This is a genomic window from Methylotenera sp., from assembly GCF_029945705.1.
Taxonomy (GTDB): Bacteria; Pseudomonadota; Gammaproteobacteria; order Burkholderiales; family Methylophilaceae; genus Methylotenera.
Map to the genome: position 1 here is coordinate 1 of NZ_JAQSDC010000057.1, position 25,219 is coordinate 25,219.

Annotated in this window: 27 protein-coding genes; 12 read left to right on the forward strand and 15 right to left on the reverse strand. The window is 42.6% G+C overall.

Features of this window, described 5'->3' with window-relative positions:
• Window positions 1–193 precede the first annotated feature (193 nt).
• The 5 genes from PSU78_RS12710 to aqpZ all read right to left on the reverse strand — a co-directional run bounded on the left by PSU78_RS12710 (window position 194) and on the right by aqpZ (window position 4,086).
• Window positions 194–766 carry a lipocalin family protein gene (locus PSU78_RS12710; protein WP_300388580.1) on the reverse strand — a complete coding sequence of 191 codons (573 nt, stop codon included), beginning with the start codon at window positions 764–766 and terminating at the stop codon, window positions 194–196.
• A gap of 39 nt (window positions 767–805) precedes the next feature.
• Window positions 806–1,738 carry an alpha/beta hydrolase gene (locus tag PSU78_RS12715; RefSeq protein WP_300388582.1) on the reverse strand — a complete coding sequence of 311 codons (933 nt, stop codon included), beginning with the start codon at window positions 1,736–1,738 and terminating at the stop codon, window positions 806–808.
• Window positions 1,739–1,786: 48 nt separating this feature from the next.
• Complete coding sequence (locus tag PSU78_RS12720; protein WP_300388584.1) at window positions 1,787–2,524, reverse strand: 16S rRNA pseudouridine(516) synthase; 738 nt, start codon at window positions 2,522–2,524, stop codon at window positions 1,787–1,789.
• 79 nt (window positions 2,525–2,603) lie between these two features.
• Window positions 2,604–3,287: a hypothetical protein gene (locus PSU78_RS12725; RefSeq protein ID WP_300388586.1), complete on the reverse strand. Its 684-nt coding sequence runs from the start codon at window positions 3,285–3,287 to the stop codon at window positions 2,604–2,606.
• Between the two features lie 109 nt (window positions 3,288–3,396).
• Entirely contained in the window at window positions 3,397–4,086 is a 690-nt protein-coding gene (gene aqpZ / locus PSU78_RS12730; RefSeq protein ID WP_300388588.1) for an aquaporin Z, read from the reverse strand.
• 144 nt (window positions 4,087–4,230) lie between these two features.
• Here aqpZ and PSU78_RS12735 point away from each other — a divergent pair, with 144 nt between their 5' ends.
• Window positions 4,231–5,016, forward strand: a complete 786-nt coding sequence (locus tag PSU78_RS12735; protein WP_300388590.1) for an RNA methyltransferase — start codon at window positions 4,231–4,233, stop codon at window positions 5,014–5,016.
• Window positions 5,013–5,504: a pilin gene (locus tag PSU78_RS12740; protein WP_300388592.1), complete on the forward strand. Its 492-nt coding sequence runs from the start codon at window positions 5,013–5,015 to the stop codon at window positions 5,502–5,504. The genes PSU78_RS12735 and PSU78_RS12740 overlap by 4 nt, the downstream gene beginning before the upstream one ends.
• Before the next feature lie 27 nt (window positions 5,505–5,531).
• On the opposite strand, the gene hslO is transcribed toward PSU78_RS12740, so the two are convergent.
• Together hslO and PSU78_RS12750 are read right to left on the reverse strand one after the other, a co-directional pair.
• Window positions 5,532–6,437 (reverse strand): Hsp33 family molecular chaperone HslO, encoded by a 906-nt coding sequence (gene hslO / locus PSU78_RS12745; protein ID WP_300388594.1) that lies wholly within the window; start codon window positions 6,435–6,437, stop codon window positions 5,532–5,534.
• A gap of 28 nt (window positions 6,438–6,465) precedes the next feature.
• On the reverse strand, window positions 6,466–6,768 hold the full coding sequence (locus PSU78_RS12750; protein ID WP_300388596.1) for a DUF3301 domain-containing protein: 303 nt from the start codon (window positions 6,766–6,768) through the stop codon (window positions 6,466–6,468).
• Between the two features lie 168 nt (window positions 6,769–6,936).
• Here PSU78_RS12750 and PSU78_RS12755 point away from each other — a divergent pair, with 168 nt between their 5' ends.
• Entirely contained in the window at window positions 6,937–7,611 is a 675-nt protein-coding gene (locus PSU78_RS12755) for a hypothetical protein (protein WP_300388701.1), read from the forward strand.
• Window positions 7,612–7,802: 191 nt separating this feature from the next.
• The gene (locus PSU78_RS12760) at window positions 7,803–9,005 is read left to right on the forward strand and encodes an ammonium transporter (RefSeq protein WP_300388598.1); all 1,203 of its coding nucleotides are present in this window, start codon (window positions 7,803–7,805) and stop codon (window positions 9,003–9,005) included.
• Between the two features lie 47 nt (window positions 9,006–9,052).
• Here PSU78_RS12760 and epsA read toward each other — a convergent pair whose 3' ends face one another.
• Window positions 9,053–9,898, reverse strand: a complete 846-nt coding sequence (epsA, locus tag PSU78_RS12765) for an XrtB/PEP-CTERM-associated transcriptional regulator EpsA (RefSeq protein ID WP_300388600.1) — start codon at window positions 9,896–9,898, stop codon at window positions 9,053–9,055.
• Between the two features lie 175 nt (window positions 9,899–10,073).
• On the opposite strand from epsA, the gene ispD reads away from it, so the two are divergent.
• From ispD to PSU78_RS12785, 4 genes are all read left to right on the forward strand, one after another.
• Window positions 10,074–10,760, forward strand: coding sequence for a 2-C-methyl-D-erythritol 4-phosphate cytidylyltransferase (gene ispD / locus PSU78_RS12770; RefSeq protein ID WP_300388602.1), 687 nt, complete (start codon window positions 10,074–10,076; stop codon window positions 10,758–10,760).
• Window positions 10,761–10,785: 25 nt separating this feature from the next.
• Window positions 10,786–11,259 (forward strand): 2-C-methyl-D-erythritol 2,4-cyclodiphosphate synthase, encoded by a 474-nt coding sequence (gene ispF / locus PSU78_RS12775; protein WP_300388604.1) that lies wholly within the window; start codon window positions 10,786–10,788, stop codon window positions 11,257–11,259.
• A 90-nt stretch (window positions 11,260–11,349) separates the two neighbouring features.
• Window positions 11,350–13,176 carry an ABC transporter ATP-binding protein gene (locus tag PSU78_RS12780; RefSeq protein WP_300388606.1) on the forward strand — a complete coding sequence of 609 codons (1,827 nt, stop codon included), beginning with the start codon at window positions 11,350–11,352 and terminating at the stop codon, window positions 13,174–13,176.
• Between the two features lie 142 nt (window positions 13,177–13,318).
• The gene (locus tag PSU78_RS12785) at window positions 13,319–13,798 is read left to right on the forward strand and encodes a nuclear transport factor 2 family protein (RefSeq protein ID WP_300388608.1); all 480 of its coding nucleotides are present in this window, start codon (window positions 13,319–13,321) and stop codon (window positions 13,796–13,798) included.
• A gap of 54 nt (window positions 13,799–13,852) precedes the next feature.
• Here the strand turns inward: PSU78_RS12785 and PSU78_RS12790 are convergent, their stop codons facing one another.
• From PSU78_RS12790 to PSU78_RS12810, 5 genes are all read right to left on the reverse strand, one after another.
• Window positions 13,853–14,296, reverse strand: a complete 444-nt coding sequence (locus PSU78_RS12790) for a hypothetical protein (protein WP_300388610.1) — start codon at window positions 14,294–14,296, stop codon at window positions 13,853–13,855.
• Between the two features lie 164 nt (window positions 14,297–14,460).
• Window positions 14,461–14,664, reverse strand: a complete 204-nt coding sequence (locus PSU78_RS12795; protein WP_300388612.1) for a (2Fe-2S)-binding protein — start codon at window positions 14,662–14,664, stop codon at window positions 14,461–14,463.
• Between the two features lie 206 nt (window positions 14,665–14,870).
• Window positions 14,871–15,518 (reverse strand): Smr/MutS family protein, encoded by a 648-nt coding sequence (locus PSU78_RS12800; protein ID WP_300388614.1) that lies wholly within the window; start codon window positions 15,516–15,518, stop codon window positions 14,871–14,873.
• Window positions 15,493–16,437, reverse strand: a complete 945-nt coding sequence (trxB, locus tag PSU78_RS12805; protein ID WP_300388616.1) for a thioredoxin-disulfide reductase — start codon at window positions 16,435–16,437, stop codon at window positions 15,493–15,495. The genes PSU78_RS12800 and trxB overlap by 26 nt, the downstream gene beginning before the upstream one ends.
• A 52-nt stretch (window positions 16,438–16,489) precedes the next feature.
• A complete protein-coding gene (locus PSU78_RS12810) occupies window positions 16,490–16,954 on the reverse strand; it encodes a Dps family protein (protein ID WP_300388618.1) in 465 nt (154 codons plus the stop codon).
• Between the two features lie 130 nt (window positions 16,955–17,084).
• Here PSU78_RS12810 and PSU78_RS12815 point away from each other — a divergent pair, with 130 nt between their 5' ends.
• The 4 genes from PSU78_RS12815 (at window position 17,085) to serS (ending at window position 22,925) form a co-directional block, all read left to right on the forward strand.
• The gene (locus PSU78_RS12815) at window positions 17,085–19,400 is read left to right on the forward strand and encodes a DNA translocase FtsK (protein ID WP_300388620.1); all 2,316 of its coding nucleotides are present in this window, start codon (window positions 17,085–17,087) and stop codon (window positions 19,398–19,400) included.
• Window positions 19,401–19,426: 26 nt separating this feature from the next.
• Window positions 19,427–20,044: an outer membrane lipoprotein chaperone LolA gene (gene lolA, locus PSU78_RS12820; RefSeq protein WP_300388622.1), complete on the forward strand. Its 618-nt coding sequence runs from the start codon at window positions 19,427–19,429 to the stop codon at window positions 20,042–20,044.
• 120 nt (window positions 20,045–20,164) lie between these two features.
• A complete protein-coding gene (locus tag PSU78_RS12825; protein ID WP_300388623.1) occupies window positions 20,165–21,499 on the forward strand; it encodes a replication-associated recombination protein A in 1,335 nt (444 codons plus the stop codon).
• A gap of 25 nt (window positions 21,500–21,524) precedes the next feature.
• Window positions 21,525–22,925: a serine--tRNA ligase gene (serS, locus tag PSU78_RS12830; RefSeq protein WP_300388624.1), complete on the forward strand. Its 1,401-nt coding sequence runs from the start codon at window positions 21,525–21,527 to the stop codon at window positions 22,923–22,925.
• A gap of 17 nt (window positions 22,926–22,942) precedes the next feature.
• On the opposite strand, the gene mltF is transcribed toward serS, so the two are convergent.
• Both mltF and rpiA read right to left on the reverse strand, forming a co-directional pair.
• Window positions 22,943–24,421, reverse strand: coding sequence for a membrane-bound lytic murein transglycosylase MltF (gene mltF, locus PSU78_RS12835; protein ID WP_300388626.1), 1,479 nt, complete (start codon window positions 24,419–24,421; stop codon window positions 22,943–22,945).
• The gene (rpiA, locus tag PSU78_RS12840; protein WP_300388628.1) at window positions 24,412–25,089 is read right to left on the reverse strand and encodes a ribose-5-phosphate isomerase RpiA; all 678 of its coding nucleotides are present in this window, start codon (window positions 25,087–25,089) and stop codon (window positions 24,412–24,414) included. The genes mltF and rpiA overlap by 10 nt, the downstream gene beginning before the upstream one ends.
• Between the last annotated feature and the right edge of the window lie 130 nt (window positions 25,090–25,219).

Sequence of the window (25,219 nt, forward strand, 5' to 3'; positions counted from 1 at the left end):
AAAAGTATCAGCAAAAAACCTTAGCAAGTGTGGCAGTTTGTTAGACCATTACACACGATTATCTTCAGTCGATTGGTTGCGATGAGCTGCAAGGTTATTACTTCAGTAAACCTATACCTGCCATTGAGTTTGAGGCCTTACTTCATAAATAGCTTTATAGAATTATGATGTTAGAAAAGCCTGTTGTTCCACATCATTTATTGACATGGGGTCCTGCTTTGTAATTGATGATTTCAGCGCTTTGTAGCACATGAATTAATTGTTCTGTATCAAATCCGAGCTCTTTAGCCTGCGCAATCAAATGTTGTTTAATCGGATAAGTGAGTTGTGGCGTTCTGGAAAGTATCCATAAATAAGACTTATCTGGTCCACAAACCATGACATAGTTATAGTACGGTTTATCTAACACCATAATGTTATACGCACCGTAAAATGGGCCAAAGAATGATACCTTAAGCTTGCCTGTATTGGTTTTGTCGGCATTGGGAGGATCTACAAAATAAGCTTTGCCTTCGGCCTCTTTCCACTCATTTGTTTTTGTATTAAAGCCACGATTAATGACTTTAATGCCGCCGTCGTCTCGCAGGCTATAAGTAGCCGTTACCTTTTCTAAATCACGTTCAAATGAATGGTCTAACCTCGCAATTTCATACCATGTGCCGAGATACTGATTTGCATCAACACTCTCAACCACCTTTACATTTTCAGGGGTGCCCATGCATGCCGTGAGCGCAAGTGCTGTCAGCCAAGTAAGAAGATTTTTCATTTATGTTTTAAATTTAAGTTTAGTTTCTAATGGTTGAAATTACAAAGGCAGCCCAAGTGAGCGCATAAATGCTTCAACTTTGTCCGTATAATCACTTGTTAAGCCTAAATTTTCATTGATTTCTTTATGAGACATTGCGACGGGAAGAACGTTTGCTGGTGTGCCTAACTTAGTCGCTTTTTCAATGAAAGCTTCTGCTTGAGTGCAAGGTTTGTCTTTTCTTTTGGTGGAACAAACCGCTAGCATAGGTACTGTTTTTTGCGAGAGTTGATGACTGGGCGAGGTGCTTTTCCAGAAGGCACTATCGCTACCAAAAGCTTTGTCGTAAAAAGGTAGGTGCTTAGATGACATGGTTTTTTCAAGATCATATGCAGCACTATCGAGCATCACAGTGCCTAGCCAAGGTTGAGCGCCTTGTTGTTTTGCAATGTTGGCGTCAGCGGTAATCAGAGCTACCAAATGCGCACCTGCTGAATGCCCCATTAAGACGAAGCGCTTAGCATTACCACCCCAAGTTGGTGCTAGAGATTGCGCTTTCGCCAGAGCTAATGCGACATCGCTTGCCTGTGTGAGTGGGTCAGCTTTTGGCAGCATACGGTAGTTGATAGAAACGAAAATAATGCCTTTAGCTAACCATCTATTAGCTTTGTTTTCAACCACGCGATTCATGGCTTTATCACCTGTCCGCCAAGCGCCGCCATGTACCATCAATACTACAGACGCGTTTTGTGCGTCTTTTGGAATGTATACGTCGAAGCTTTGTGCAATATCAGCACCATAGCTAATATTGCGTTGAACAGTGGCGTTTTCTGGATTGAAGGGCTGATTGTCGCCATCCTCTAGTTCCATTTCATCCACTTGCTGTCGATGCGCTAATCTCTCAGTAATCCGCTCTCGTATCGTTTGTGCATTCACATATTGACTGCTAAAAATAACAATAAGTAAGCTGAGAAAAGCACACAATTTTTTCATATGATAAACCTATTCTTTTGAATAAACGGCTAATTAAATATCATTAACTTAAGCCTTTTCCGCGTTATTGAGAGAAGCTAACTCAGATTCACTCAACCAACGCCATTCGCCAACAGCTAAGTCATCAGGCAACTTCACTTCACCGATTTGAATACGCTTCAAGCCTTCCACGCGGTTGCTTATGGCGGCTACCATGCGCTTAACTTGATGATATTTGCCTTCAGCTAGCGTCATATGGATCACATTTTCAGTGATGCGTGTACAAGCAAGGGCAGCAATTGGCGCATCTTCATCAATTAATTGCACGCCTTTTAAAATGTGGGCAATTTGTTCATCGCTGACGGCGTGTTTGCAGGTCACTTCATAGACTTTTGGCACTTTATGTTTAGGCGAACTCATGCGGTGAATAAACTGACCATCGTCTGAAATTAGAATTAACCCAGTGGTATCTTCATCTAACCTGCCTATGCACTGCACATCGCGCACTACCAGTGGGTGTGGCAGTAAACTGTAGATAGTAGGGTGGTGCTGGGTTTTGTGTGAGCATTCGTAATCGCTTGGTTTATGCAGCATTAAGTAAGATTTTTCGCGGTAATCCCATGCATCACCTTTTACCGTATATTGCAGATTTTCAGTTTCAAACTCTGCATCAGGGTCGTCACAAATCTCACCATTGACCGTGACCTCTTGATTGAGAATTAATATGCGGCACAACTTACGTGCGCCAAAGCCTTGATTGCAGATAATGCGTTCAAGCGGAAGTTTAGATTTTAATTTTTTAGCCATAGCCCAAATTATAACGCCCATGTAGCAAGCTGACATGGGCGCTTTTGATTTTTATATATTTACTGCTTGTTATTGGGCATTACTCGCCCACTAATTGAGCTGCATCTACATATTTATAACCATGACTAACATTATTAGCCATAGTGTATTTCACCGCTTTGACTTGATATGCCGTTTTGGGGAAAGTTTTTACAAACCAAGTTCTATTACCACGGCTATCGTTTTTCACATCGCTGATGCCTGACCAAACCGTATGCCATTTGCTTTCAGTATCTTGCAACTCGACTTTGCTAATGGCTTCTGGAGCGTCGCCATTTGGCATGACTAATCTAACTTCTGTTGCTGCAACAGGTTTATCGTAAGTGAGCTCTAACCAGTCAAACCCAATTTCTTGATTATTATTTGTCCAAGTTTTGCCGTCCACTTTGCCTACTACATTATCAGCAACATTTGAGCTTGAAGGTGTTTTTCCATCATCATCGCCAAATGTAGAGCTAGCTTTGGCGCTAGACGCCCATTGTGCTTTAGAATCGTTCATGTAAGTGTCTTCCATCACACCATAGTCCATTAACGCTTGTTTTTTAGCCATTTCTTTTTCTGCGTCCGACATTTCGGCTTCAGTTTTAGCTGCTGGTGCGTTTAAAACAGGTGCTTCTGTTGCTTTCGGTGCAGTTTCTACTGGAGCAGCTTCTTCTGTTTTTTTATGGCAAGCCATCAAGCAAAGTGACGACAGTAAAATGATAAGTAATATGCTTTTTTTCATGTTGTTATTGAGTCCAAAAAATAAAAAACGGTTAAGAGTTGCAGAATATCGCCATTAAAAAATAAAGTCCACCACGCATAAACGTGTTGTACTTTAAAATCCGTCGCTATTAATCTTCTTTGCTAATAAAGTTATATAGCAAAGCACCAATTACCGCACCAATAATAGGCGCTAACCAGAATAACCAAAGCTGACTAAGTGCAATGCCGCCTTCTAACAAAGCTGGACCAGTGCTACGTGCTGGGTTTACTGAAGTGTTGGTGACTGGAATGCTAATCATATGGATAAGTGTGAGTGTAAAACCAATGGCAAGTGGCGCCAAGCCTGCAGGTGCGCGTTTGTCAGTAGCCCCCATGATTATGAACAAGAACATCGCCGTCATCGCGACTTCAGTCACTAGTGCTGCCATCATACTGTAGCCATGTGGTGAATGTTCACCAAAACCATTTGAAGCTAGTCCGCCTGCAAAACCTTCAGCACCGCTAGCAATGGTACGAATAAGTAGTGCGGCCAGAATGGCACCCAGCACTTGCGCGACAATATAATGGGGTAATTCACTGGCTTTAAATCGTCCGCCAGCCACTAAGCCAATTGAAACTGCAGGGTTCAGATGACAGCCTGAAATATGACCAATTGCATATGCCATCGTCACCACCGTTAAACCAAAAGCGAATGATACGCCTAGATAACCTAAGCCTAAATCTGGAATGCCAGCCGCTAATACAGCACTACCACAACCGCCTAAAACCAGCCAAAAAGTACCAATTAGTTCTGCAACAGAACGTTTAGTCAATGACATATTGCCTCCTGAAATTTATAAGTTTTAAAAGTAGATTCAATTATTATCTTAAATTCTAACTACTTAGATAATTTACTGTAATCCTTATGCGCTCACAAGTGAGTTCGGTTAAACTGTCATTTTTAATATGTAAACAATTGTTCAATGTCATTTAAACACATCATTTCGCGCGACAATCCCGTTTTTAAGCAGCTTAAAAAGTTAGCTGATAATTCACGTGAGCGCCGTAGTGAAGGGCAAACCTTATTAGATGGCGTGCATTTAATAGAAGCCTATATGGCTACTTTTGGTGAGCCTGTGATGATCATTATTCCAGAAGGCAAAAGCAGCATAGAAGCGACTGGGTTGATTCAAACTCTGACCGAAATCTCAACCATTATGTTGCCGACGTTAATGTTTGCTGAACTCACACCTGTAGCAAGTGCAACTGGTATTTTGGCTTTGGTTAAAATTCCGCAATTAACTGCGCCAGAGCAACCAAAATTTGCATTAATGTTAGAAGATATTCAAGACCCTGGTAATTTGGGTAGTATGTTGCGCACGGCAGCAGCAGCAGGGGTAGAAGCGGTCTACTTAAGTACCAGTTGTACTGACGCTTGGTCACCAAAAGCCTTGCGTGGAGGACAAGGCGCACAATTTGTATTGCCCATTGTGGAACGTGCTAATTTAATTGCTGAGCTAGATAACTTTAGTGGCAATAGTTATGCAACGGCTATGCACGGCGAGTCGCTGTATGCGCAAGACTTTACGCAAGCCACGGCATTTGTGATTGGTAATGAAGGTGCTGGGTTAAGGAAACAAACCATAGCAGCCGCAGATAAAAGTATTACTATTCCAATGACAGAAAGTCAGTTCGGTTCTGTAGAGTCGCTTAATGCAGGGGCAGCCGCGGCTATTTGTCTATTTGAGCGTAAGCGGCAGGTTTTATGACACACCAATTGAAATATAAACAAGTAGGTTTCTCTGCAATTGAAATGATGGTGGTAGTGGCGATTATTGCCATCTTGGCGATGATTGCGATTCCTTCTAGTTTGGGAAGTATCGTTAAGGAGCACGTCAATGCAGCACTGCCATTGGCTGATATTGTGAAAGAGCCTATTGCAGCTGCATGGAAGCTGACTAAAACATTACCTGCTGACAATAAAGAGGCAGGTCTGCCTGATGCAGATAAAATTGTGAGTAATTTTATCAGTTCAGTTGAAGTGAAGAATGGCGCCATTCACATGACCTTTGGCAATAAAGCACATGCAAAACTTACAGGTAAAGTATTGTCGCTTCGGCCTGCGGTGATTGAAGATTCTCAAATCGTACCAGTGACATGGGTGTGTGGTAACGCTAAAGCACCAGATAAAATGACGCTAAAAGGCGAGAATAGAACGAGTGTTGCCGCTGAGTTTTTACCTATGATGTGTAGATAATGACTTTGTGAAAAACTCGCTAATCACTTAGTGAACTTTAGGGCTAGTGGTAACCGCTACTTCAGTCGCCATTAATTGCGCAGCATCTACCTTATCAAAAGCATAATGTGAATTACAAAAGTCGCAGTTCACCTCAATTTTTCCTTGTTCCTCAATGATGCTGTTGATTTCTTCATCACCCAGCATGCGCAACATATTAGAGACGCTTTCACGAGTGCAACTACAAAAGAATTGCGTAATGCTAGGTTCAAATAGACGTACATCCTCTTCGTGAAATAAGCGAGTGATGAGCGTTTCAGTTGGCAAGTTAAGCAATTCATCATCGGTCACCGTGTCAGCTAAGTGACCTACGCGGTTCCAAATATCTTCATCATGTATTTGTGTTTCTTGATTCATCGTCTCTGGTAATTTTTGTATCAACATGCCTGCAGCAGAATCACCATCGCAACTTAACCATATTTTGGTGTCAATTTGCTCAGAGCGCATCATGTAGTTTTCCAATACTGCGCTAATGCTATCACCCTCGATTGGCACAATACCTTGATAGGCTTGCCCCTCTTTAGGGTCTAGCGTAATCATGAATTGACCTTGTTCGATTAACTCAAATAAATTTTGGTTATCTGTTACTTCACCACTCCATTTAGCTGTGGCGCGCATTTTTATAGTAGTGCCAACATCTGAATTACATTCGACCACCAATAGCTTTAAAGCACCTTTACTTTGAATTTGCATCACCAAAGAGCCATTCATCTTAAGTGTAGCTGTGAGTAAGGCGCTGGCAGCCATTAGCTCACCAAGTGCCTTTCGCAAGCCTGTGGGTAAGTGCTGTTTATTCAGTGCTTGCTGTAGTGTTTGCGTGAGATTGACTAGGTTGCCACGGACTGGCGTGTTTTCAAATACGAATCGTTGCAGTGTGTCTTGTTGTGTTTTCATGCCGCTATTTTAACATAGGGCTGTTAAGTTATTGCTGATAAGGTGGAATGTCCCAGCTCAGTAACTGATTTCCAAGCAGTATCAGGTGACAATGCAATCGATCAGCACCATTTGCGCTAACATCAAATTCATAAGTGCGTAAAAACCGCACATGTCCGCGGCTGTTACGTCCAAGCCATAGCTTGCTACACGCCACAGTTTCATCAAGTAATTGTAGATTAAAGCGAGAAGCGAGTTCGTGACCTAATAAAATAGCGCGCTCTCGCTTGTCCATACTATCAAGCCAAAACCAAGCCATGCCAATGAGTATGGCTAATAATGCAATTTCCATGAGGTGTTCTTTCTTAAGTTTTACTTTTGATGAGTAACTTTTATGTCGTCACAGGCGATTTAAATTATTTGTACTTCAAATAAAGTCGATTATTATGTTGAATTGTAAGCTAAAGATATCGCATATCAGATATAGTTTTATGAAGTCAATATGAAAAATAACAATCTAATGAATCAAACGCGTGAGGATGAAGCCGTCAGGGCTTATTTAAAGCTATTGCAGGCTAAGGGTGCTGTTAGCGCAGCGCTTCTTAGGCGCTCGCAGTTTTTAGAAAAGCTGATTGTAAATCTTGCAGGCAAAGAGTTGGATGGTCACGAGTATCGTGAGGCAGTGGAGCCACTGATGGAAACCGTGCCTACTGAGGATTGGCACGACTGTTTGACTGCGGCACGTGAGTTTTTTCCATTCTGGAAAGAAGATTTTAAAGCTATTGCTGCTTTAAACATTAATCCAGGTTTTGACGTCATCCCATTGCAATGGAAACCATTACCAACGTCATTAAAGTTGTTGATGGAAAGTTTAGCTACTGAGAAATTTGATGCGTCAGAAAATTGGCCATTAAAAGCTTACGCGCAAGCGCTTCGCCAAGAGGGATCAGAGCAGTCATTGGTTGATACGCGCGTAAAACTGGCAAAAATCATCTTGGTACGTTTGAAAAATGCACCATTAAAAAATCATAAATCTTATCGAACAGCAGTTGATCTGACATTGCCTCTATTCAATATTAAAAATAATAGGCGCTTGTTTTTAGTGGTGGTGCGTGAGTTTTATCATTTTTGGATTGGTAATCCTGATGCAAGTAGTATGGTGCTTAAAGATGGCTCAGGGAATATTCTGCTTTAAATAAAATATCAATCAATTATTGTCAATTTCGCACTTAAATAGTGCAATGCACCATTGCCAGCACTATTTAAGTGCTTTCTGCCACACCACTCAAACTAATAAACTCGTAAAATCAATGGTTTAACTGTTGGCGCGCTATTTGCTTTATTTTCCTGAATAATTTTTTAGAAAACTCAAGGGGAAATTGAGAAATGGAAGCATTAATTTCGTCAAATGACGTATTGTTTGTATTGCTAGGCGCCATTATGGTGCTTGCTATGCATGCGGGTTTTGCATTTTTAGAGGTTGGTACAGTCCGTAAGAAAAATCAGGTAAATGCGTTAGTGAAAATCATGGTGGATTTTTCAGTCTCTACCATTGCTTACTTCTTTATTGGTTACAGCATTGCTTATGGCGTCAATTTTTTCAGTGGTGCAGAGGTATTAGCTGCGAAAAATGGCTACGGATTAGTTAAATTCTTCTTTCTTTTAACCTTTGCAGCAGCGATTCCTGCCATCGTGTCTGGAGGCATTGCAGAACGAGCTAGATTCAACCCACAATTGGCAGCCACTTTTCTAATTGTAGGTTTTGTTTACCCGTTTTTTGAAGGCATTGCTTGGAATGACCATTTTGGCATTCAACAGTGGTTTATCACTACATTTGGCGCTAAATTTCATGATTTCGCAGGCTCAGTAGTTGTTCACGCCATGGGCGGTTGGATTGCACTTGCAGCGGTGATTTTATTAGGTGCTCGTCAAGGTCGATATGGTAAAGATGGTCGTTTACATGCGCATCCCCCCTCAAATATCCCATTTCTAGCGTTAGGCGCATGGATACTCACGGTTGGCTGGTTTGGTTTTAATGTGATGTCGGCACAATCAATTCAAGGTATTTCTGGATTGGTTGCAGTTAACTCGCTGATGGCACTGGTTGGCGGTACATTGGCCGCTTTGGTGATGGGTAAAAATGACCCTGGCTTTGTGCATAATGGTCCATTAGCTGGCTTAGTTGCGGTCTGTGCAGGTTCAGATGTAATGCATCCTCTAGGCGCATTGGTGACAGGTGGCGTTGCTGGCATGCTGTTTGTTTGGGCTTTTACGCTAACACAAAACCGCTTAAAAATTGATGATGTATTAGGTGTGTGGCCATTGCATGGTTTATGCGGTGCTTGGGGTGGTATTGCTGCTGGTATTTTTGGCGCTAAGGCGCTTGGTGGTACAGGCGGTGGCGCCGATGGCATTAGTTTTATGTCACAACTTTTAGGTACTGGCTTGGGTATTGTGATTGCGTTAATTGGAGGTGTGCTAGTTTATGGCACACTTAAAAAGTTAATTGGGATCCGCTTAAGTCAGGAAGAGGAATTTGACGGCGCAGATTTAAGCATACACAAAATTGCAGCTAGTGCGGATGATTGATTGTTGATTCTTTTAAATGTATCGCACCATTAATTTGGTGCGATATTTTAACTGTAGCTTAATTTAGCCACAGCCTGCGCTCGTCTCGTGACGTTCAGCTTTTCAAATACATGCTTCAAATGACTTTTCACCGTATTTTGGCTAATGTACAAAATCATTGCGATTTCGCCATCGGTCTTACCTTGTTTTACCCAATCAATAATCTCCAATTCGCGCGTGCTCAGATTGTACGATTTAATCATAGAAACGCTTGCAGCTTCTGAAATGTCGACTGGTTCAATATGCTGAATTTTTCTAAGTACGTTGTCTATATGTGGCATGAGCAGCCCCATCAATGAATCTTGCACCTCAAACGTAGTATCCGTACTAAAAAAAACGTACAGACAATCGTTACTGGCGCGCAAGTCACTTAAACCATAGACGAGTAATGATTTAAATTCGTTAAATATTTCAGGAAGTTTAGATTTAATCTCCTTATTTACGTCGAAGCTGTCAAGATTATTGACAGTCAGCCATCGATTATTATTGGCTGACCAAGACTTGTGCAACTGTCGCATCAGGTCGTCAGCTTTTTGGGGGCTGTCAAACAAAGCTTGTGTACGGATGTTCGCCAAATTTGAAGCGACATCATAATTAAAGTTAAATTTTTGTGAGTTACTTTCAAAGTCACCCCAGCAAGCCAGTAGCACATTGTGCGGTAAAACCTCAGCTACACTGGTTTGTAGCCAGTTATAAAAATCAATATGTTTATTAATGGCGTATGAAGAGGCGATTATCGAAAATATTTTTTCAGATAAATTTGGCGCTACAGGGTTTTGACTCTTATTAAATTTATTATCAATTTTAATGGACTGTAGTGATTTGTCGACAAGCGTTTTTGCGTTCATTAACATTTTAAATTGACTCAAAGTTAGTGTGGTAAATACATACATGCAAAATCCGTGCCTTAAAATCTCTACTGTTGAAAGTTCAACTCTAGCTTCTGCTAATCTAGTATTTGTTTCAGTCTAACTATGATTCACTATGTTAAAATTTAACCATGACAATTCAGTTCCCTCAGCTTTAAATATGACGCGTTTTCATGTGATTATTCCCGCGGCTGGCAATGGCAGTCGCATGTTGGCAGATATACCTAAACAATATTTAAACTTGCATGGCCAAACATTAATTCAGCATGTCATCAAAGTGTTTGACCAGTCGATTAGAATCAGCTCAATCCATATTCTCATTAACCAAGAAGATGTGCATTGGCGTAGCACTTATTTACACTCCAGTAGCAAGCTGCAAGTGCATTACTGCGGTGCAGATACTCGCGCAGGCACGGTTTTAAATGGTTTAGAGTCCATTCAGAGCCAAATTGAGGATGATGACTGGATTTTGGTACATGATGCAGCACGGCCAGGCTTAAGTAGTCTGCTGCTAAATCAATTGTTAAATACGCTGGAAAATGATGCCGTAGGTGGTTTATTAGCGATGCCATTAGCCGATACATTGAAGCGTGCCGATGATGAGCAGCGCGTTTCAGCGACTATTCCACGTAATGATTTATGGCAAGCGCAAACGCCGCAAATGTTTCGTTATGCCACGCTGAAAAAGGCATTAGCTGAATTTAATGGCACGCCAACGGATGAGGCTGAAGCGATTGAGGCTTTGGGTTTAAAGCCTAAGTTAGTGACAGGCGAGTTACGGAATCTTAAAGTGACCTATCCGCAAGACTTAGCAGTGTTGACTGCACTCTTAGACAATCAGTCTTAATAAATGAATTGATGAGAATATGAATATGCGTATCGGTCATGGTTTTGATGTGCACCAACTAGTGGTTGGTAGAAAGTGCATTATTGGCGGGGTTGAGATTCCATTTGAAAAAGGCTTGGATGGTCATTCAGACGCTGATGTATTGCTGCATGCGATATGCGATGCCTTACTCGGCGCTGCGGGCTTGGGTGATATCGGTAAACACTTTCCACCAAGTGATAATCAATTTAAAGGTATAGATTCTCGTGAATTATTACGCCATGTTGTTGCCTTATTAAAAGTTAAAAGCTATGTGGTCAATAATATTGATGCGACAGTGATTTGCGAAGCACCAAAGTTATCACCACATACGGTGCAAATGTGCGTCAATATTGCCGCAGATTGCGCTGTTGATGTGACACAAATTAACGTTAAAGCTACGACTACAGAGAAACTAGGCTTTACTGGCCGTGGCGAAGGTATTGCAGCTGAGGCAGTGTGTACGATTGTTAACAGCTAAACTGCTCTTAATTCTCTTGCTTCATATTTTGGGTAGAGAGTACCTAAATTAATACTTTAATGAATGAAAAATTACTTGAATTGAATACACATGTTTAAATGGTTTCAAAACCTAGCTCACCCTTTCCCCGATACACTTATCACCACACCATCCAAAAACTTTTGGACGTTTGCATGGAGTTGCACGCAAGGTTTACGTCCATATCTATTGGGCATGACGATTTTTACAGGCTTAATTGCTGCATTTGAAGCAGCCTTGTTTGCCATGATGGGCAAAATTGTTGATTGGCTAAGCAATGTACCCAAAGATTTATTATGGCAACACTACACAAAAGATTTAGGCGTTTTAGCCGTTATTTTAATCTTGAGTACGTTCTTTATTGTGATGCAGACCATGTTTAAACATCAAACATTGGCGGCTAATTTCCCTATGCGCATGCGTTGGAATTTCCACCGATTAATGTTGAATCAAAGCATGAGCTTTTACCAAGATGAATTTGCTGGTCGTGTTTCTGCAAAAGTCATGCAAACCGCGCTGGCAGTGCGTGATGTGTGGTTTATTGTGGCCGATATCATGGTGTATGTTGTCGTGTATTTTGGCAGCATGGTAGGCATAGTGGCGTATTTTAACTCGCTCATTGCCATTCCATTTTTAGTTTGGTTAGCAGCTTACGTCGCCTCTTTAAGTTATTTTGTACCGCGTTTAAGCAAAACATCACGCATGCAGGCTGATGCCCGTAGCCTAATGACAGGGCGCATTACTGATGCTTATACCAATATTAGTACGGTGAAATTGTTTAGCCATGCTGGTCGCGAAGGTGCCTATGCAAAAGACGCTATGCAGGAATTTATTGGTACAGTGCATGCGCAAATGCAACTTGTGAGTATGGTGGAAATCATCAATCATGCGTTAAATATGTTGTTGATTATTGCAACGGGTTTAAGTGCATTGTATTTATGGAGTAAGGGGCAAGTTTCGGTAGGTGGCGTGGCTGCAGCAACCGCCATGTCGTTGCGCCTAAACGGTATATCACACTGGGTTATGTGGGAGATGACCTCTTTATATGAGCAGGTCGGCACCGTGCAAGATGGTATGAATACGCTCACAATGCACAATAATATTAGCGATGCACCAGATGCAAAAACGTTACAAGTTAAGCATGGAGGGATTAAATTTGAAACAGTAGATTTCAGTTATGGCGGTAGCAAAGTAGTGCTTAAAGATCTTAACTTGAACATCAAGCCAGGCGAAAAAGTCGGGCTGGTCGGGCGTTCTGGCGCGGGTAAATCTACCATTGTTAATTTGCTTTTGCGTTTTTATGAGGTTGAACAAGGCGGTATTTTGATTGACGATCAAAATGTAAACACTGTCACACAAAACAGTCTGCGCGAGAATATCGGCATGGTCACGCAAGATACCTCGCTTTTGCATAGAAGTGTGCGCGATAATATTCTATATGGCCGCCCAGACGCCACAGAAGCCGAGATGATTAACGCCGCTAAACGTGCTGAAGCGCATGATTTTGTTTTATCGCTGCAAGATGCAAAAGGGCGCACCGCCTACGATGCGCACGTTGGCGAACGCGGAGTGAAGCTCTCAGGTGGCCAGCGTCAGCGTATCGCTATTGCAAGAGTGATGTTAAAGGATGCGCCAATTTTATTATTAGATGAAGCCACCAGCGCATTGGATTCAGAGGTTGAGCAAGCGATTCAAGCAAGCTTATATAATTTGATGCAAGGTAAAACCGTAGTTGCCATTGCACATCGTTTATCTACCATTGCGGCGATGGATAGGCTGATTGTGCTAGATGAAGGCAAAATAGTAGAAGAAGGTAATCATCAAGCTCTGCTCAAGCAAGGTGGCCTCTATGCAAGCTTATGGTCGCGCCAAAGCGGTGGCTTTCTGGCGGAGGATTAAAAATCCGTAATTCATTCCCTCCCCATTTAAGGGGGAGGGCTAGGGTGGGGTTAAATTTTAAGTTTTAATGAGCGACTCAACCCCCATCCCAACCTTCCCCCTTAAATGGGGAAGGCGTATTAATAACGAAAGGGAAGTCATAATGACAACACAAATAGAAGCTCGCCCACCAGTTCCACCTTTCACTCGTGAAACTGCCATTCAAAAAGTCCGTATGGCCGAAGATGGCTGGAATAGCCGCGACCCACAACGTGTTTCATTGGTTTATACCTTAGATTCACAATGGCGCAATCGTGCTGAGTTTCCAAAAGGGCGTGCTGAAATAGTCGATTTTTTAACCAAAAAATGGGCAAAAGAGCATGATTACCGATTAATCAAAGAGCTATGGGCATTCGATGGCAACCGCATTGCCGTGCGTTTTGCTTACGAATGGCACGATGATGCAGGCAATTGGTTTCGTTCATACGGCAACGAGAACTGGCAGTTTGATGTCAATGGCTTGATGGAATTGCGCTACGCCAGCATTAACGACTTAGCCATTAACGAAGCAGACCGTAAATTTCATTGGCCATTAGGCCGCAGACCAGATGAGCATGCGAGTTTGAGTGAGTTGGGGCTTTAACGTTTGACATAAGGGGCGGTGCGCGTCAGCACAGCGTTCCGCTTGATGGATGGGTTAGCCCTCATGATGCAACTCTACTACTTGATTGACCGAAGCCAATATAGATCGCCTGTTTTCATATTCGGTTGATTCAACTGCAAAACCACAGCCATTGGGGCGGGCAGCGCTTTGAACATAAATTGTGTAATCTGGTTTGACGCCAATGGAATCAAGTAGATCAAGAACCAACAAGCCTTCAACAAAGACTGGGCGGCCTAAATTTAATCGAAGTTTCACTATTCTCTCAACCTCGTTTTCTCTTCGCACAAGACAGCCTTCGCCTAAAAATAGATCTAACTCTACGAGTGAAGAGTTGAAATGCCAAGCTAGAAAACGTCCCAGCGTTGTTTTCCCAGCACCAGAGCGCCCATCAATCGCTACTACTTTTGGTGGAAGACCAGCCAAAAGTGGCGCTAGATTTTGTGCTACTTGATCGAAGGCTTCTGGTCGGATTGGCATAGGGGCTAACAATTATTATACGGACGCATGCGTCCGTATAATAATATTGTGAATATTGATTTTGACATGTTATTTTTCTTTTTAAATCTGATAGTTAAGTGTTGGTCTATCCATATAATAATGAATAGCAATGACGGACGCAAAGCATTTCTAACGACGTGATTTTATTGTTTTTGTTGTTCAGCTAATTCGTTTAAATATTGCTCAACATCCCATTCACAGCCACCGCAACCTGAAAGAGCACCAGACCAGTTAGAAATAGCTTCCATGTCCATGCCTTCATTAAACAGTTTTTTAATTTTGGCGCGCGTAGTACCGCTGCATGTGCACATGATTTCGTCGTCTGGATTGTTGTTTTCGTTAGTCATCAGTTTTAAGGATGCATCTATTAATTAATTGAGTGATGAAATTTTTATCCGCCAAATTTTTTAAGTTCGTCATTCCCGAGAAATCGGGAATCCATGTTAGATTTTAAAAATAAGTCAAAATGGATTCCCGCTTTCGCGGGAATGACGGATTAGATGGCTGTGCACATAATTACAAAGTTTTAATTGATAGAGGTGCCCTTGTTTCATTAAGCTTTTAACAGCACAATCACAGCACCACTTCCGCCGTCTTGTTTTTTGGCTTCGGCATAGGCAATCACTTCATCTTTTTGCATGAGCCAGCCTCTAAGCTTATTTTTAAGCACAGGTTCGCGGTTGCGAGAGCCTAAGCCTTTGCCATGCACAATGCGCACGCAGCGGATACCACGTTTTTTACAGTCGCTAATAAAGCTTGAAACGTAGAGTCTTGCTTCGTCACTAATTAAGCCATGCAGGTCAATTTTGGCTTGAATCACCCAGTGTCCGCGGCGTAGTTTGCTTAGAATGTCTGGCGAGTGACCATCACGCAGGTAAAGCAGCTCTTCACCTGTTTCAATTTCATGGGCTGGAATGTAGTGATCTGATAATGAATCAACAAGGGCTTGTTGTTCATCGCGGATAAATTGTAGTGGGATGGGTTTAGGTTTTAACTTGTAATCATCTTTTGGTGGTGCGGTAAAAGGTTTGACGTCTTTTACCGCAGCACGAAAAAGTGAAGCTTCATCAGTGGACTTTTGATTAGAAGGTTCACTGATTTTTTTTGCGGCATCTTGTTCAGCTAACTTTTTTGCTGCCTCTGCCTGCTTTAAACGCTTTTTTGCGCTTAACAGCTTACTTGTCGAGGTATCGTTCAGCATCTAGCGCAGCCATACAGCCTGTACCAGCGCTAGTAACCGCTTGGCGATAAATATGGTCTTGCACGTCACCTGCGGCAAACACACCAGGAACGCTAGTCGCAGTAGCATTACCGCCACGACCCATTTGCGTAATTATGTAACCGCCTTCCATCTGGAGTTGACCTTCGAAAATGTCGGTATTTGGCTTGTGACCAATCGCGATAAATACACCTTGTAGCGCGATGTCTTTAGTGGTGCCATCCGTTACGTTTTTGATACGCATGCCAGTCACGCCAGTGTTGTCGCCTAGTACTTCATCTAGCGTATTGAATGTTTCAAGCACTATTTTGCCTTCAGCCACACGCGCCATTAACTTATCAACCAAAATGGCTTCCGCTTTAAATTTATCGCGGCGATGTACCAATGTCACTTTGCTTGCAATGTTGGCTAAATACAACGCTTCTTCGACAGCTGTATTGCCGCCGCCAATCACAGCAACTTCTTGATTGCGATAGAAAAAGCCATCACAAGTTGCACAGGCTGAAACACCTTTGCCTGCGAATGCCTCTTCACTTGGTAAGCCTAAATACTTAGCTGATGCGCCTGTGGCGATAATCAAAGCATCGCAAGTATATTCGCCGCTATCGCCCACTAAGCGAATTGGCTTTTCAGTCAAATGTGTCGTGTGGATATGATCAAAAATCATTTCAGTGTTGAAGCGCTCTGCATGCTTTTGAAAACGCTCCATCAACTCAGGGCCTTGTACGCCATCAGCATCAGCAGGCCAGTTATCGACCTCAGTGGTCGTCATCAATTGACCGCCTTGTGCAATACCCGTGATGAGTACAGGTTTAAGGTTCGCGCGCGCGGCGTAAACCGCAGCTGAGTAACCTGCCGGGCCAGAACCTAAAATGAGTAATTTGACGTGACGTGTTGCCATGTTGTATTGCTTTCTTTGATAAATATTGTTTGATTAATATGGGGCGTTTGAATTATTTTTCAAGCAAGCTACGTAGCATCCAGCCTGTTTTTTCGTGTAGTTGCAGGCGTTGTGTTAATAAATCTTTAGTGGCTTCGTCTGAAGCTGCATCTGCCGCTGGAAATACACTGCGCGCTGTGCGACAAACTGCCTCATGACCTGCCACTAATTCGGCAATCATCTCTTGCGCTTTTGGCACAGATTCAGACTCTTTAATAGAAGATAGTTTTGCAAAATCACGGTAAGTACCAGGTGCGTAAACGTCTAATGCGCGAATGCGTTCTGCAACTAAATCTACAGCCAATGCTAGTTCTGTATATTGTGCTTCAAACATCAAGTGAAGAGTGTTAAACATTGGCCCTGTGACATTCCAGTGGAAATAGTGGGTCTTCAAATATAGCGTATACGTATCTGCCAAAAGGTGTGATAAACCTTGTGCAATGGCTTTTCTGTCTTGTTCTTTAATGCCGATATCCATGGTGGTTTCCTTCGTAGAAATATAGGTGTAGATAGGTTTAGAGTTAGATTAGTATTGTATTAGCTACCAAGCGACTTTGATACTGCTATAATTAAATTTGACGTTAAAAAATTTGTAAGGTTCGACTATCTTGTTTTTCAAAAAATCAACTCCAGTCAATGCTCGCCGTGAGGCGGAGGTGAGTCCGTCGCATGTGATAGGCGCGACCCTAATTAAAGAAGCTTGGTGGCTCGTTTTAGTATTAGCAGGGCTTTTTATTACTGTGATTCTGTTTACTTATCATCGCGAAGATCAATCTTGGTCGCACATGGCGGCAGATAATGCGCCTATTCATAATGCAGGTGGCAGCGCTGGTGCATGGCTTTCTGACATGATGCTGTATTTATTTGGATTTTCAGCATGGTGGTGGGCGATATTGGCGTTTTACGCCATGTGGTTGGTGTACCTAAAGTTAGAAGTCGTAGCAAGAAGCGACAAACCATTTTTGCTATTCAATTTTATTGGGTTTACTTTGCTATTTGTTGCTTCATGTGCTTTGGAAGCAGGGCATATCGTGAGCCTGCCAGCTCAGTTGCCAGATGCACGCGGCGGCATGCTTGGCAGTGCCTTGAATGCTGGTTTACGCAGCCTTTTTGGTTATACGGGTTCCAGCATGTTGCTGCTGGTGATGTTTGTCGTGGGTTTTAGCTTATTTACTGGCTGGTCATGGATTATGATAACAGAGAAGCTAGGCGGAGCCATCATCACAAGCTATGAATACCTGAAATTCAAATGGCAAGATAGACAAGATAGACAAGCTGGCAAAGTGGTTGAGCAAGAGCGCGCTGAATTTGTACAAACTGAGCGTAAACGTGTGGAAGCCCGTGAGCCTGTATTTATTGAGCCACCAGTTTTAGAGGTTGTAAAAAGCGAGCGTGTGCTAAAAGAGAAGCAAGCGCCATTATTTGAATCAATGCCAGACTCTGCGTTGCCACCTTTGCATTTGCTGGATGATCCTTCTGGCATGGTAGAGCTGCCATCCGCAGAAACATTAGACTTTACATCACGCTTAATTGAACGCAAGTTAATGGATTTTGGCATTGAAGTTAAAGTGCTCACTGCACAGCCAGGCCCTGTGATTACTCGATTTGAATTAGAGCCTGCTCCCGGTGTTAAAGGTAGCCAAGTAACTAATTTAATTAAAGATTTAGCACGTGCGCTTTCTGTGGTGAGTGTGCGTTTGGTCGAAACTATTCCAGGTAAAACCTGCATGGGTTTAGAGATTCCAAATCCTAAACGCCAAATTGTATATTTATCTGAAATTATGGGCAGCCAAGCTTATGCTGACGTGAAATCACCACTGGCCATTTCACTTGGTAAAGATATTTCAGGTAAACCAGTAGTCGCTGATTTGGCGAAAATGCCGCACGTGTTAGTTGCGGGTACTACGGGTTCAGGTAAATCTGTGGCGATTAATGCGCTGATTCTCAGTTGGTTGTATAAGGCAGATGCTAGCCAAGTGCGTATGATTTTAATCGACCCCAAAATGCTTGAGCTTTCAGTGTATGAAGGTATTCCGCACCTATTAGCGCCTGTAGTGACCGATATGCGCCAAGCGGCAAACGCGCTTAACTGGTGCGTTGCAGAGATGGAACGTCGTTATAAATTGATGTCTAGTGTAGGTGTACGTAATCTAGCTGGCTACAATCAAAAAATTAGAGATGCGGAAAAAGCGGGAGAAAAAATACCGCATCCATTTAGCTTAACGCCAGATGATCCTGAACCATTAATGGAGATGCCATTAATCGTTGTGGTGATTGATGAGTTGGCCGACTTGATGATGGTGGTGGGTAAGAAAGTAGAAGAGTTGATCGCCCGTTTAGCGCAAAAGGCGCGTGCATCAGGTATTCATTTAGTGCTAGCTACGCAGCGCCCATCAGTGGATGTGATTACAGGCCTGATTAAAGCCAACGTGCCTACACGTATTTCTTTCCAAGTTTCTAGCAAAATTGACTCGCGTACCATACTGGATCAAATGGGCGCGGAAGCCTTACTGGGGCAGGGCGATATGTTGTATATGCCACCTGGTACTGGCTACCCTGTGCGTATTCATGGTGCGTTTGTATCGGACCAAGAAGTACACAAAGTGGTCAACTACCTCAAAGCACAAGGTGAACCAAACTATATTGAAGGCATCTTAAGTAATGAAGCCGAAGAAGGCGGAGCAGATTTTGCTGACAGCGGTTCTAGTTCAAGTGGTGGTTCAGAGGTTGACCCACTTTATGACGAGGCCGTAGGTATTGTGCTTAAAACGCGCCGCGCCAGTATTTCTGGTGTTCAACGTCAATTGCGCATTGGTTATAACCGCGCAGCACGATTGATAGAAGATATGGAACGTGCAGGCTTGGTTTCAGCCATGCAAAGCAACGGTAACCGTGAAGTTTTAGTGCCGCATCACGACGCCTAATATCCAAAGAGTAAATAAGGAATTCAATGAGTATATTAAAAGCTGCATTACTGAGCTGCCTATTAATACTGCCAATAGCTGTTCAAGCTGATGGCGTATCAAGCCTTAGAAAGTTTTACGATCAAACACATGCGGTTAAAGCAGATTTTCATCAAATCGTCACGGATAAACAAGGGCAAAAGATTCAAGAGGTTTATGGTGAAATGCAGTTAAAACGCCCGAATAAATTTAAATGGGATTACCATAAACCGTATGAGCAGCAAATCATCTGTGATGGTAAGCAAGTGTGGCTATACGATACTGAGTTGGCGCAGGTGTCAGTTCGCGAGTTAAGTAAAGCACTAGGCTCAAGCCCAGCGGCACTTTTAGCGGGTGACGATAGCTTAGATAAAAACTTTCGATTGGTGAATGCATTCCGAAAAGACGGTCTTGATTGGGTAAGCACTAACCCTAAAGATTCAGATACGGGCTTTAATAAAATATCAATAGCTTTTAAAAATGATGTATTGCAAGAAATGGACATGATAGACAGCTTCGGCCATCAAACAAAAATCACGTTCAGCAACGTTGTACATAATCCTGTGATTGAGCCTAAAACCTTTTTATTCAAGCCGCCACAAGGCGTTGATGTAGTTGGTGAGTAATAATTCCGTGTCTCAATCAAATGAATACTGCGTTGTACGGGTTTTGCCGTGCCATTTGCACTGTCTGCAACCCTTCGCCTTGTCCTCATCTGATTGCGTCTCGGAATAGGTATTTGCATTTTGAGTAACTTATTCACCCCAAATCAGCCAGAAGCACCACTAGCCGAGCGTCTGCGTCCCAAAACTTTAGATGAAGTGGTCGGGCAATCACATCTACTAGCCGCCAATAAACCCCTTAGATTAGCATTCCAATCGGGCAAGCTGCCTTCCATGATTTTGTGGGGGCCACCTGGTGTTGGTAAAACCACTTTAGCTCGATTAATTGCCAATACCGCTGAGGCTGATTTCATCCCTATTTCAGCGGTGTTATCGGGTATTAAAGATATTCGTGAGGCGGTAGAGCGTGCTGAGCTTACCTTGCAGCAGCATGGTCGTAAAACGATATTGTTTGTTGATGAAGTACACCGTTTCAATAAAGGTCAGCAAGATGCGTTTTTGCCGTTTGTAGAAAGCGGCTTAATTACTTTTATTGGCGCAACTACCGAAAATCCTTCGTTTGAAGTTAACAGCGCTTTGCTCAGCCGTGCGCAGGTTTTTGTACTCAATGCCTTATCTGAAGCTGAGTTGTCGCTGTTGCTTGATCGTGCTCAGCAGTTAGTCGCTGAAAATGTCAAACTTGCGGATGATGTTCGCGAGCAAGTGTTAGCGTATGCAGATGGCGATGCAAGGCGCTTACTGAACTTTGTTGAAGGTTTATTCAATGCAGCCGAGGGTGCAGGCGTCACTGAGATTGATGAAGCCTTTTTGCAAACCACCATGGCGAGCAAATTACGTAGATTCGATAAAGGTGGTGAGGCGTTTTATGACCAAATCTCAGCCTTACATAAATCGGTACGTGGCTCAAACCCAGATGCAGCTTTGTACTGGTTCTTACGCATGATAGATGGCGGCGCCGACCCTTTGTATTTAGGCCGCCGCATCGTTCGTATGGCCATTGAAGATATTGGTTTGGCTGACCCAAGAGCGCAAGGGATGGCAATTGAAGCCTGCCAGATTTATGAGCGTCTCGGTTCGCCAGAGGGTGAGTTGGCTCTATCAAATGTAGTGATTTATTTAGCGGTTGCGCCTAAAAGCAATGCAGCATATAACGCTTACAATCAAGCCAAAGCCTTTGTTGCGCAAGACAAATCACGTCCAGTACCATTGCACTTAAGAAATGCACCAACCAAGCTCATGAAGGCCTTGGATTATGGCAAAGAATATCGTTATGCACATCATGAGCCAGAAGCTTATGCTGCAGGCGTAGACTATTTTCCAGATGATTTGCACGATAAAAACACCGTTCCGCAATTTTATATGCCCACACCGCGCGGCTTAGAAGGTAAAATTACGGAAAAATTGAAACACCTAAAAGAACTCGATAATCAAGCATTAGCTAAAAAAGCAAAAAAATAAAAATTTAGAAAATAAGAGAACACATATGTTAGATATACAAGCGTTAAGAACTGATTTAGACCGCGTAGTTAGCCAATTGTACGCGCGTGGCTTCGAATTTAACTTAGCAAGTTTTACCGACTTAGAAAACGAACGTAAAACGGTACAAACCCGCACACAAGAATTACAAGCTAAACGCAATAACACGTCTAAGCAAATCGGCATCGCTAAGTCTAAAGGTGAAGATGTTAGCGCCATCATGGCAGAGGTTGCGGGTTTGGGCGACCAACTGAAAGCCGATGAAGCTCGCTTGATTGAGTTGCAAACTAGCTTACAGAACTTACTGTTAAATGTACCTAATTTACCGCACTCAAGCGTGCCGCAAGGCAAATCTGAAGCTGATAATGTAGAAGTGCGTAAAGTTGGAACGCCGCGTACTTTTGATTTTGAAATCAAAGACCACACGGATGTGGGTACGCCATTGGGTTTGGATTTTGACACAGGCATCAAACTTTCAGGTACACGCTTTACATTCATGCGTGGACATATCGCTAAGCTGCATCGCGCTTTGGCACAATTTATGTTGGATACACAAACTGAACAACATGGCTACGAAGAGTGTTACACACCATATTTGGTGAATAAAGAAACTTTGTTAGCTACAGGACAGTTACCTAAATTCGAAGAAGATTTGTTTAGAATGAAATCAGAGTCTTTGACTTTTCCTGAAGGGTGGGATACTTTTAAGAAGTTAGAAAGTATTTTAAAACTTGATGAAGATAATAATCGTTTTGAACAGGCTACTGATTGGTTACAAGATTGGTATAAGGTTCAGGGTGGTTATTATTTAATTCCCACTTCAGAAGTCACACTCACCAACACTGTACGTGATGAAATTGTGCCTTTAGAATCATTGCCAATCAAGCTCACTGCACATACGCCTTGTTTCCGTTCTGAAGCGGGCTCTTATGGTCGCGACACTAAAGGCATGATACGTCAGCACCAGTTTGATAAAGTTGAAATGGTGCAAATCGTTCACCCAGATACTAGTTATGCCGCGCTTGAAGAGATGGTTGGGCATGCGGAAAATATCTTAAAAGCGCTTGGTTTGCCATATCGTGTGGTTTCACTGTGTAAGGGTGATATGGGTTTTGGCGCAGCTAAAACTTATGATTTAGAAGTGTGGTTACCTGCACAAAATACTTATCGTGAAATTTCATCTGTTTCAAACTGTGAGGCATTTCAAGCACGTCGTTTACAAGCGCGTTTTAGAAATGAAGCTGGTAAAACAGAGTTTGTGCATACGCTCAATGGTTCTGGTTTGGCAGTAGGACGCACTTTGGTGGCAGTGCTAGAGAACTATCAAAATGCAGATGGCAGTGTGACCGTGCCAGAAGTGTTAAGACCATACATGAACGGTTTGGAAAAGATGACTATTTCTAAATAAAGTGGCTACTAAACCGTTTAATAGGCCTGCGCAATTTTAAACGCATTATTACTCGGTGTATGGCTAGGTTGGTAGCGCTCTAAAATACGTTGATAGCTACGGATAGATTCAACAAAAATCACGGGTGCGCCACCGCTGGCGTAGCCGTATTTTAGCGTCGTGTAGTATTCAGGGTCGTTTAACATGACCAGTGTTTTTTTAATATCCGCCCAACGGTCTGGGTTTAAATTCAAACGTTTGGCTAGTACTCTAGCATCTTCAACATGTGCGTAGCCAATGTTGTAGGCTGCTAGCGCCATGTAGGTGCGATCAGGTTCTGGAATGCGATCTGGTACTGTTTCTATCATCTTCACAATATACTTGGCACCTGCAGGCACACTTTGTTTCGGATCAAGCCTATCGGTCACCCCCATTAAGTCAGCGGTACTTTCAGTGAGCATCATTAAACCGCGCACACCAGTTGGTGACGTATTAAATGTATTCCAGTGAGATTCACGATAACTCACCGCGGCTAGTAAACGCCAATCAATCCCAGTGGTTTCTTGGGCCTGCTTAAATAGGTGCTGGTATTTAGGCAGCAGGCTATTTGATAGCTTAAGGAACGCTGTAATATCTTGTGTATTCAATCGGTTACTACTGCCGTAATAACGGTCTAGTAAGTTACGTAATGTGCCATCTTTACGAATCTGCTCAAAGAATTTATTTACTTTTTTAACAAGTTGCGGGTCAGCGTTTTTTGGCAAAGCCCAAGCTATATTTTCTGGCTTGCCTAAAGCCATGCCCACGGATAAATTCGGATAGTAGTTTTGCATCATGGCAACTAAATGGCTGTCTGCTATTGTGAAGTCTAAAATGCCACTTGCTACTTGGTCTAACAGTAGCTCAGAGTTGGTTTGGCGTAAAGCTTGCCATCTTAATTTAGGTTGATCTTTTTGAATCTCGCTCAGACGTTCTGCAAAACTTGTACCTGCTGGCACTGCAATGGTTTTGTCGACAACTGCGGCTAAATTTCGAGGCTTATCATTCGTTTCGTTGTCGTAAATGAGCTGTTGCTGTGTTTCTTGATAGGGTTTGGAAAATTGGACAAGTTCTTTTCTAAGATGCGTCACAGATAGGTTTGCGGCAGCAATATTAGCCTGACCTTTAAGTAGCGTAGGAATGACCTCGCTAATGCTGTTAACCAATAAAAATTTAATTTGATACTCAGGCGCATACTTTTTTACAAACAAAGTTGCTAAGTCATATTCAATGCCAGCATATTCGTTATCACCATTAAGATAATAAGTGGCAGGTCCATTATGTGTGACAAAAACTAGCTCATGGCTATTCAGTGCGACATGTTTGTTGAGCTTGTTTGCTAGTTTCGACTGATTGTTAGATGAGTCGCAAGCCGCTACCAACAAACCAATCATCACGAAAAAAGATAAACGCATCAAATGGCTAAGTTGAATAGCACTTGTTTTACTGACCATACGCATCGCGTAAATTAAATCCAACGCTCGCTTACAAGGCCATTCGCTGCAATAAATACAGCATCTGTTAAGCCGTAAAAAATACCATGTTCAACTACACCAGGTGTATTGCTGATTAAATCATTCAACGTTTTGGCATCAAGTGATTGATCAAAGGTCATGTCGAGCACATAGCTGCCGTGAGAGGTCACCCAAAAACCATCTTTTGCAGCATTGGGTCGTAAGTTACCTTGTGCGCCGACGGCCTCTAGGCTTTTTTTTGTGAGTTGCCATGCAAATGGAATGACTTCAATTGGAATCACAAAATTCTGCCCAATCTGATTCACCAGTTTGCTTTCATCAGCGACAGCGATGAATTTTGCGGCAGCTTTAGCGAGTAATTTTTCTTTAACCAAGTCACTACCTCGACCTTTTAACAAAGTCATGTCAGGCGTAATTTCATCGGCGCCATCTACATATAAATCAATACTACTAATATGTTCTAAGGCGACGATAGGTAGGTTTAGTGACTGTGCGGTGATAGCGCTGATGGTTGAACTGGCGACCGTTGTGATTTTCAGACCTTCTTCACGCTGTAGTCGTGCGAGTTCTTCTATGAAATAATTGGCTGTAGAGCCAGTGCCTAAACCAACAAGCATGCCGCTTTTAACGTACTTTGCGGCCTGTAAAGCGACCATTTGTTTGTCGTTCATTACATTCTCCAATTATTATTTTTATTAGATTTACTTTTAAGTGTCTCGGTATATTAACGTGAATATGCTCTTTTGGACATAAAAAAAGGGAGCTGGTTTGCTCCCTAATTGTAAATTTTTTCTTTTGCAA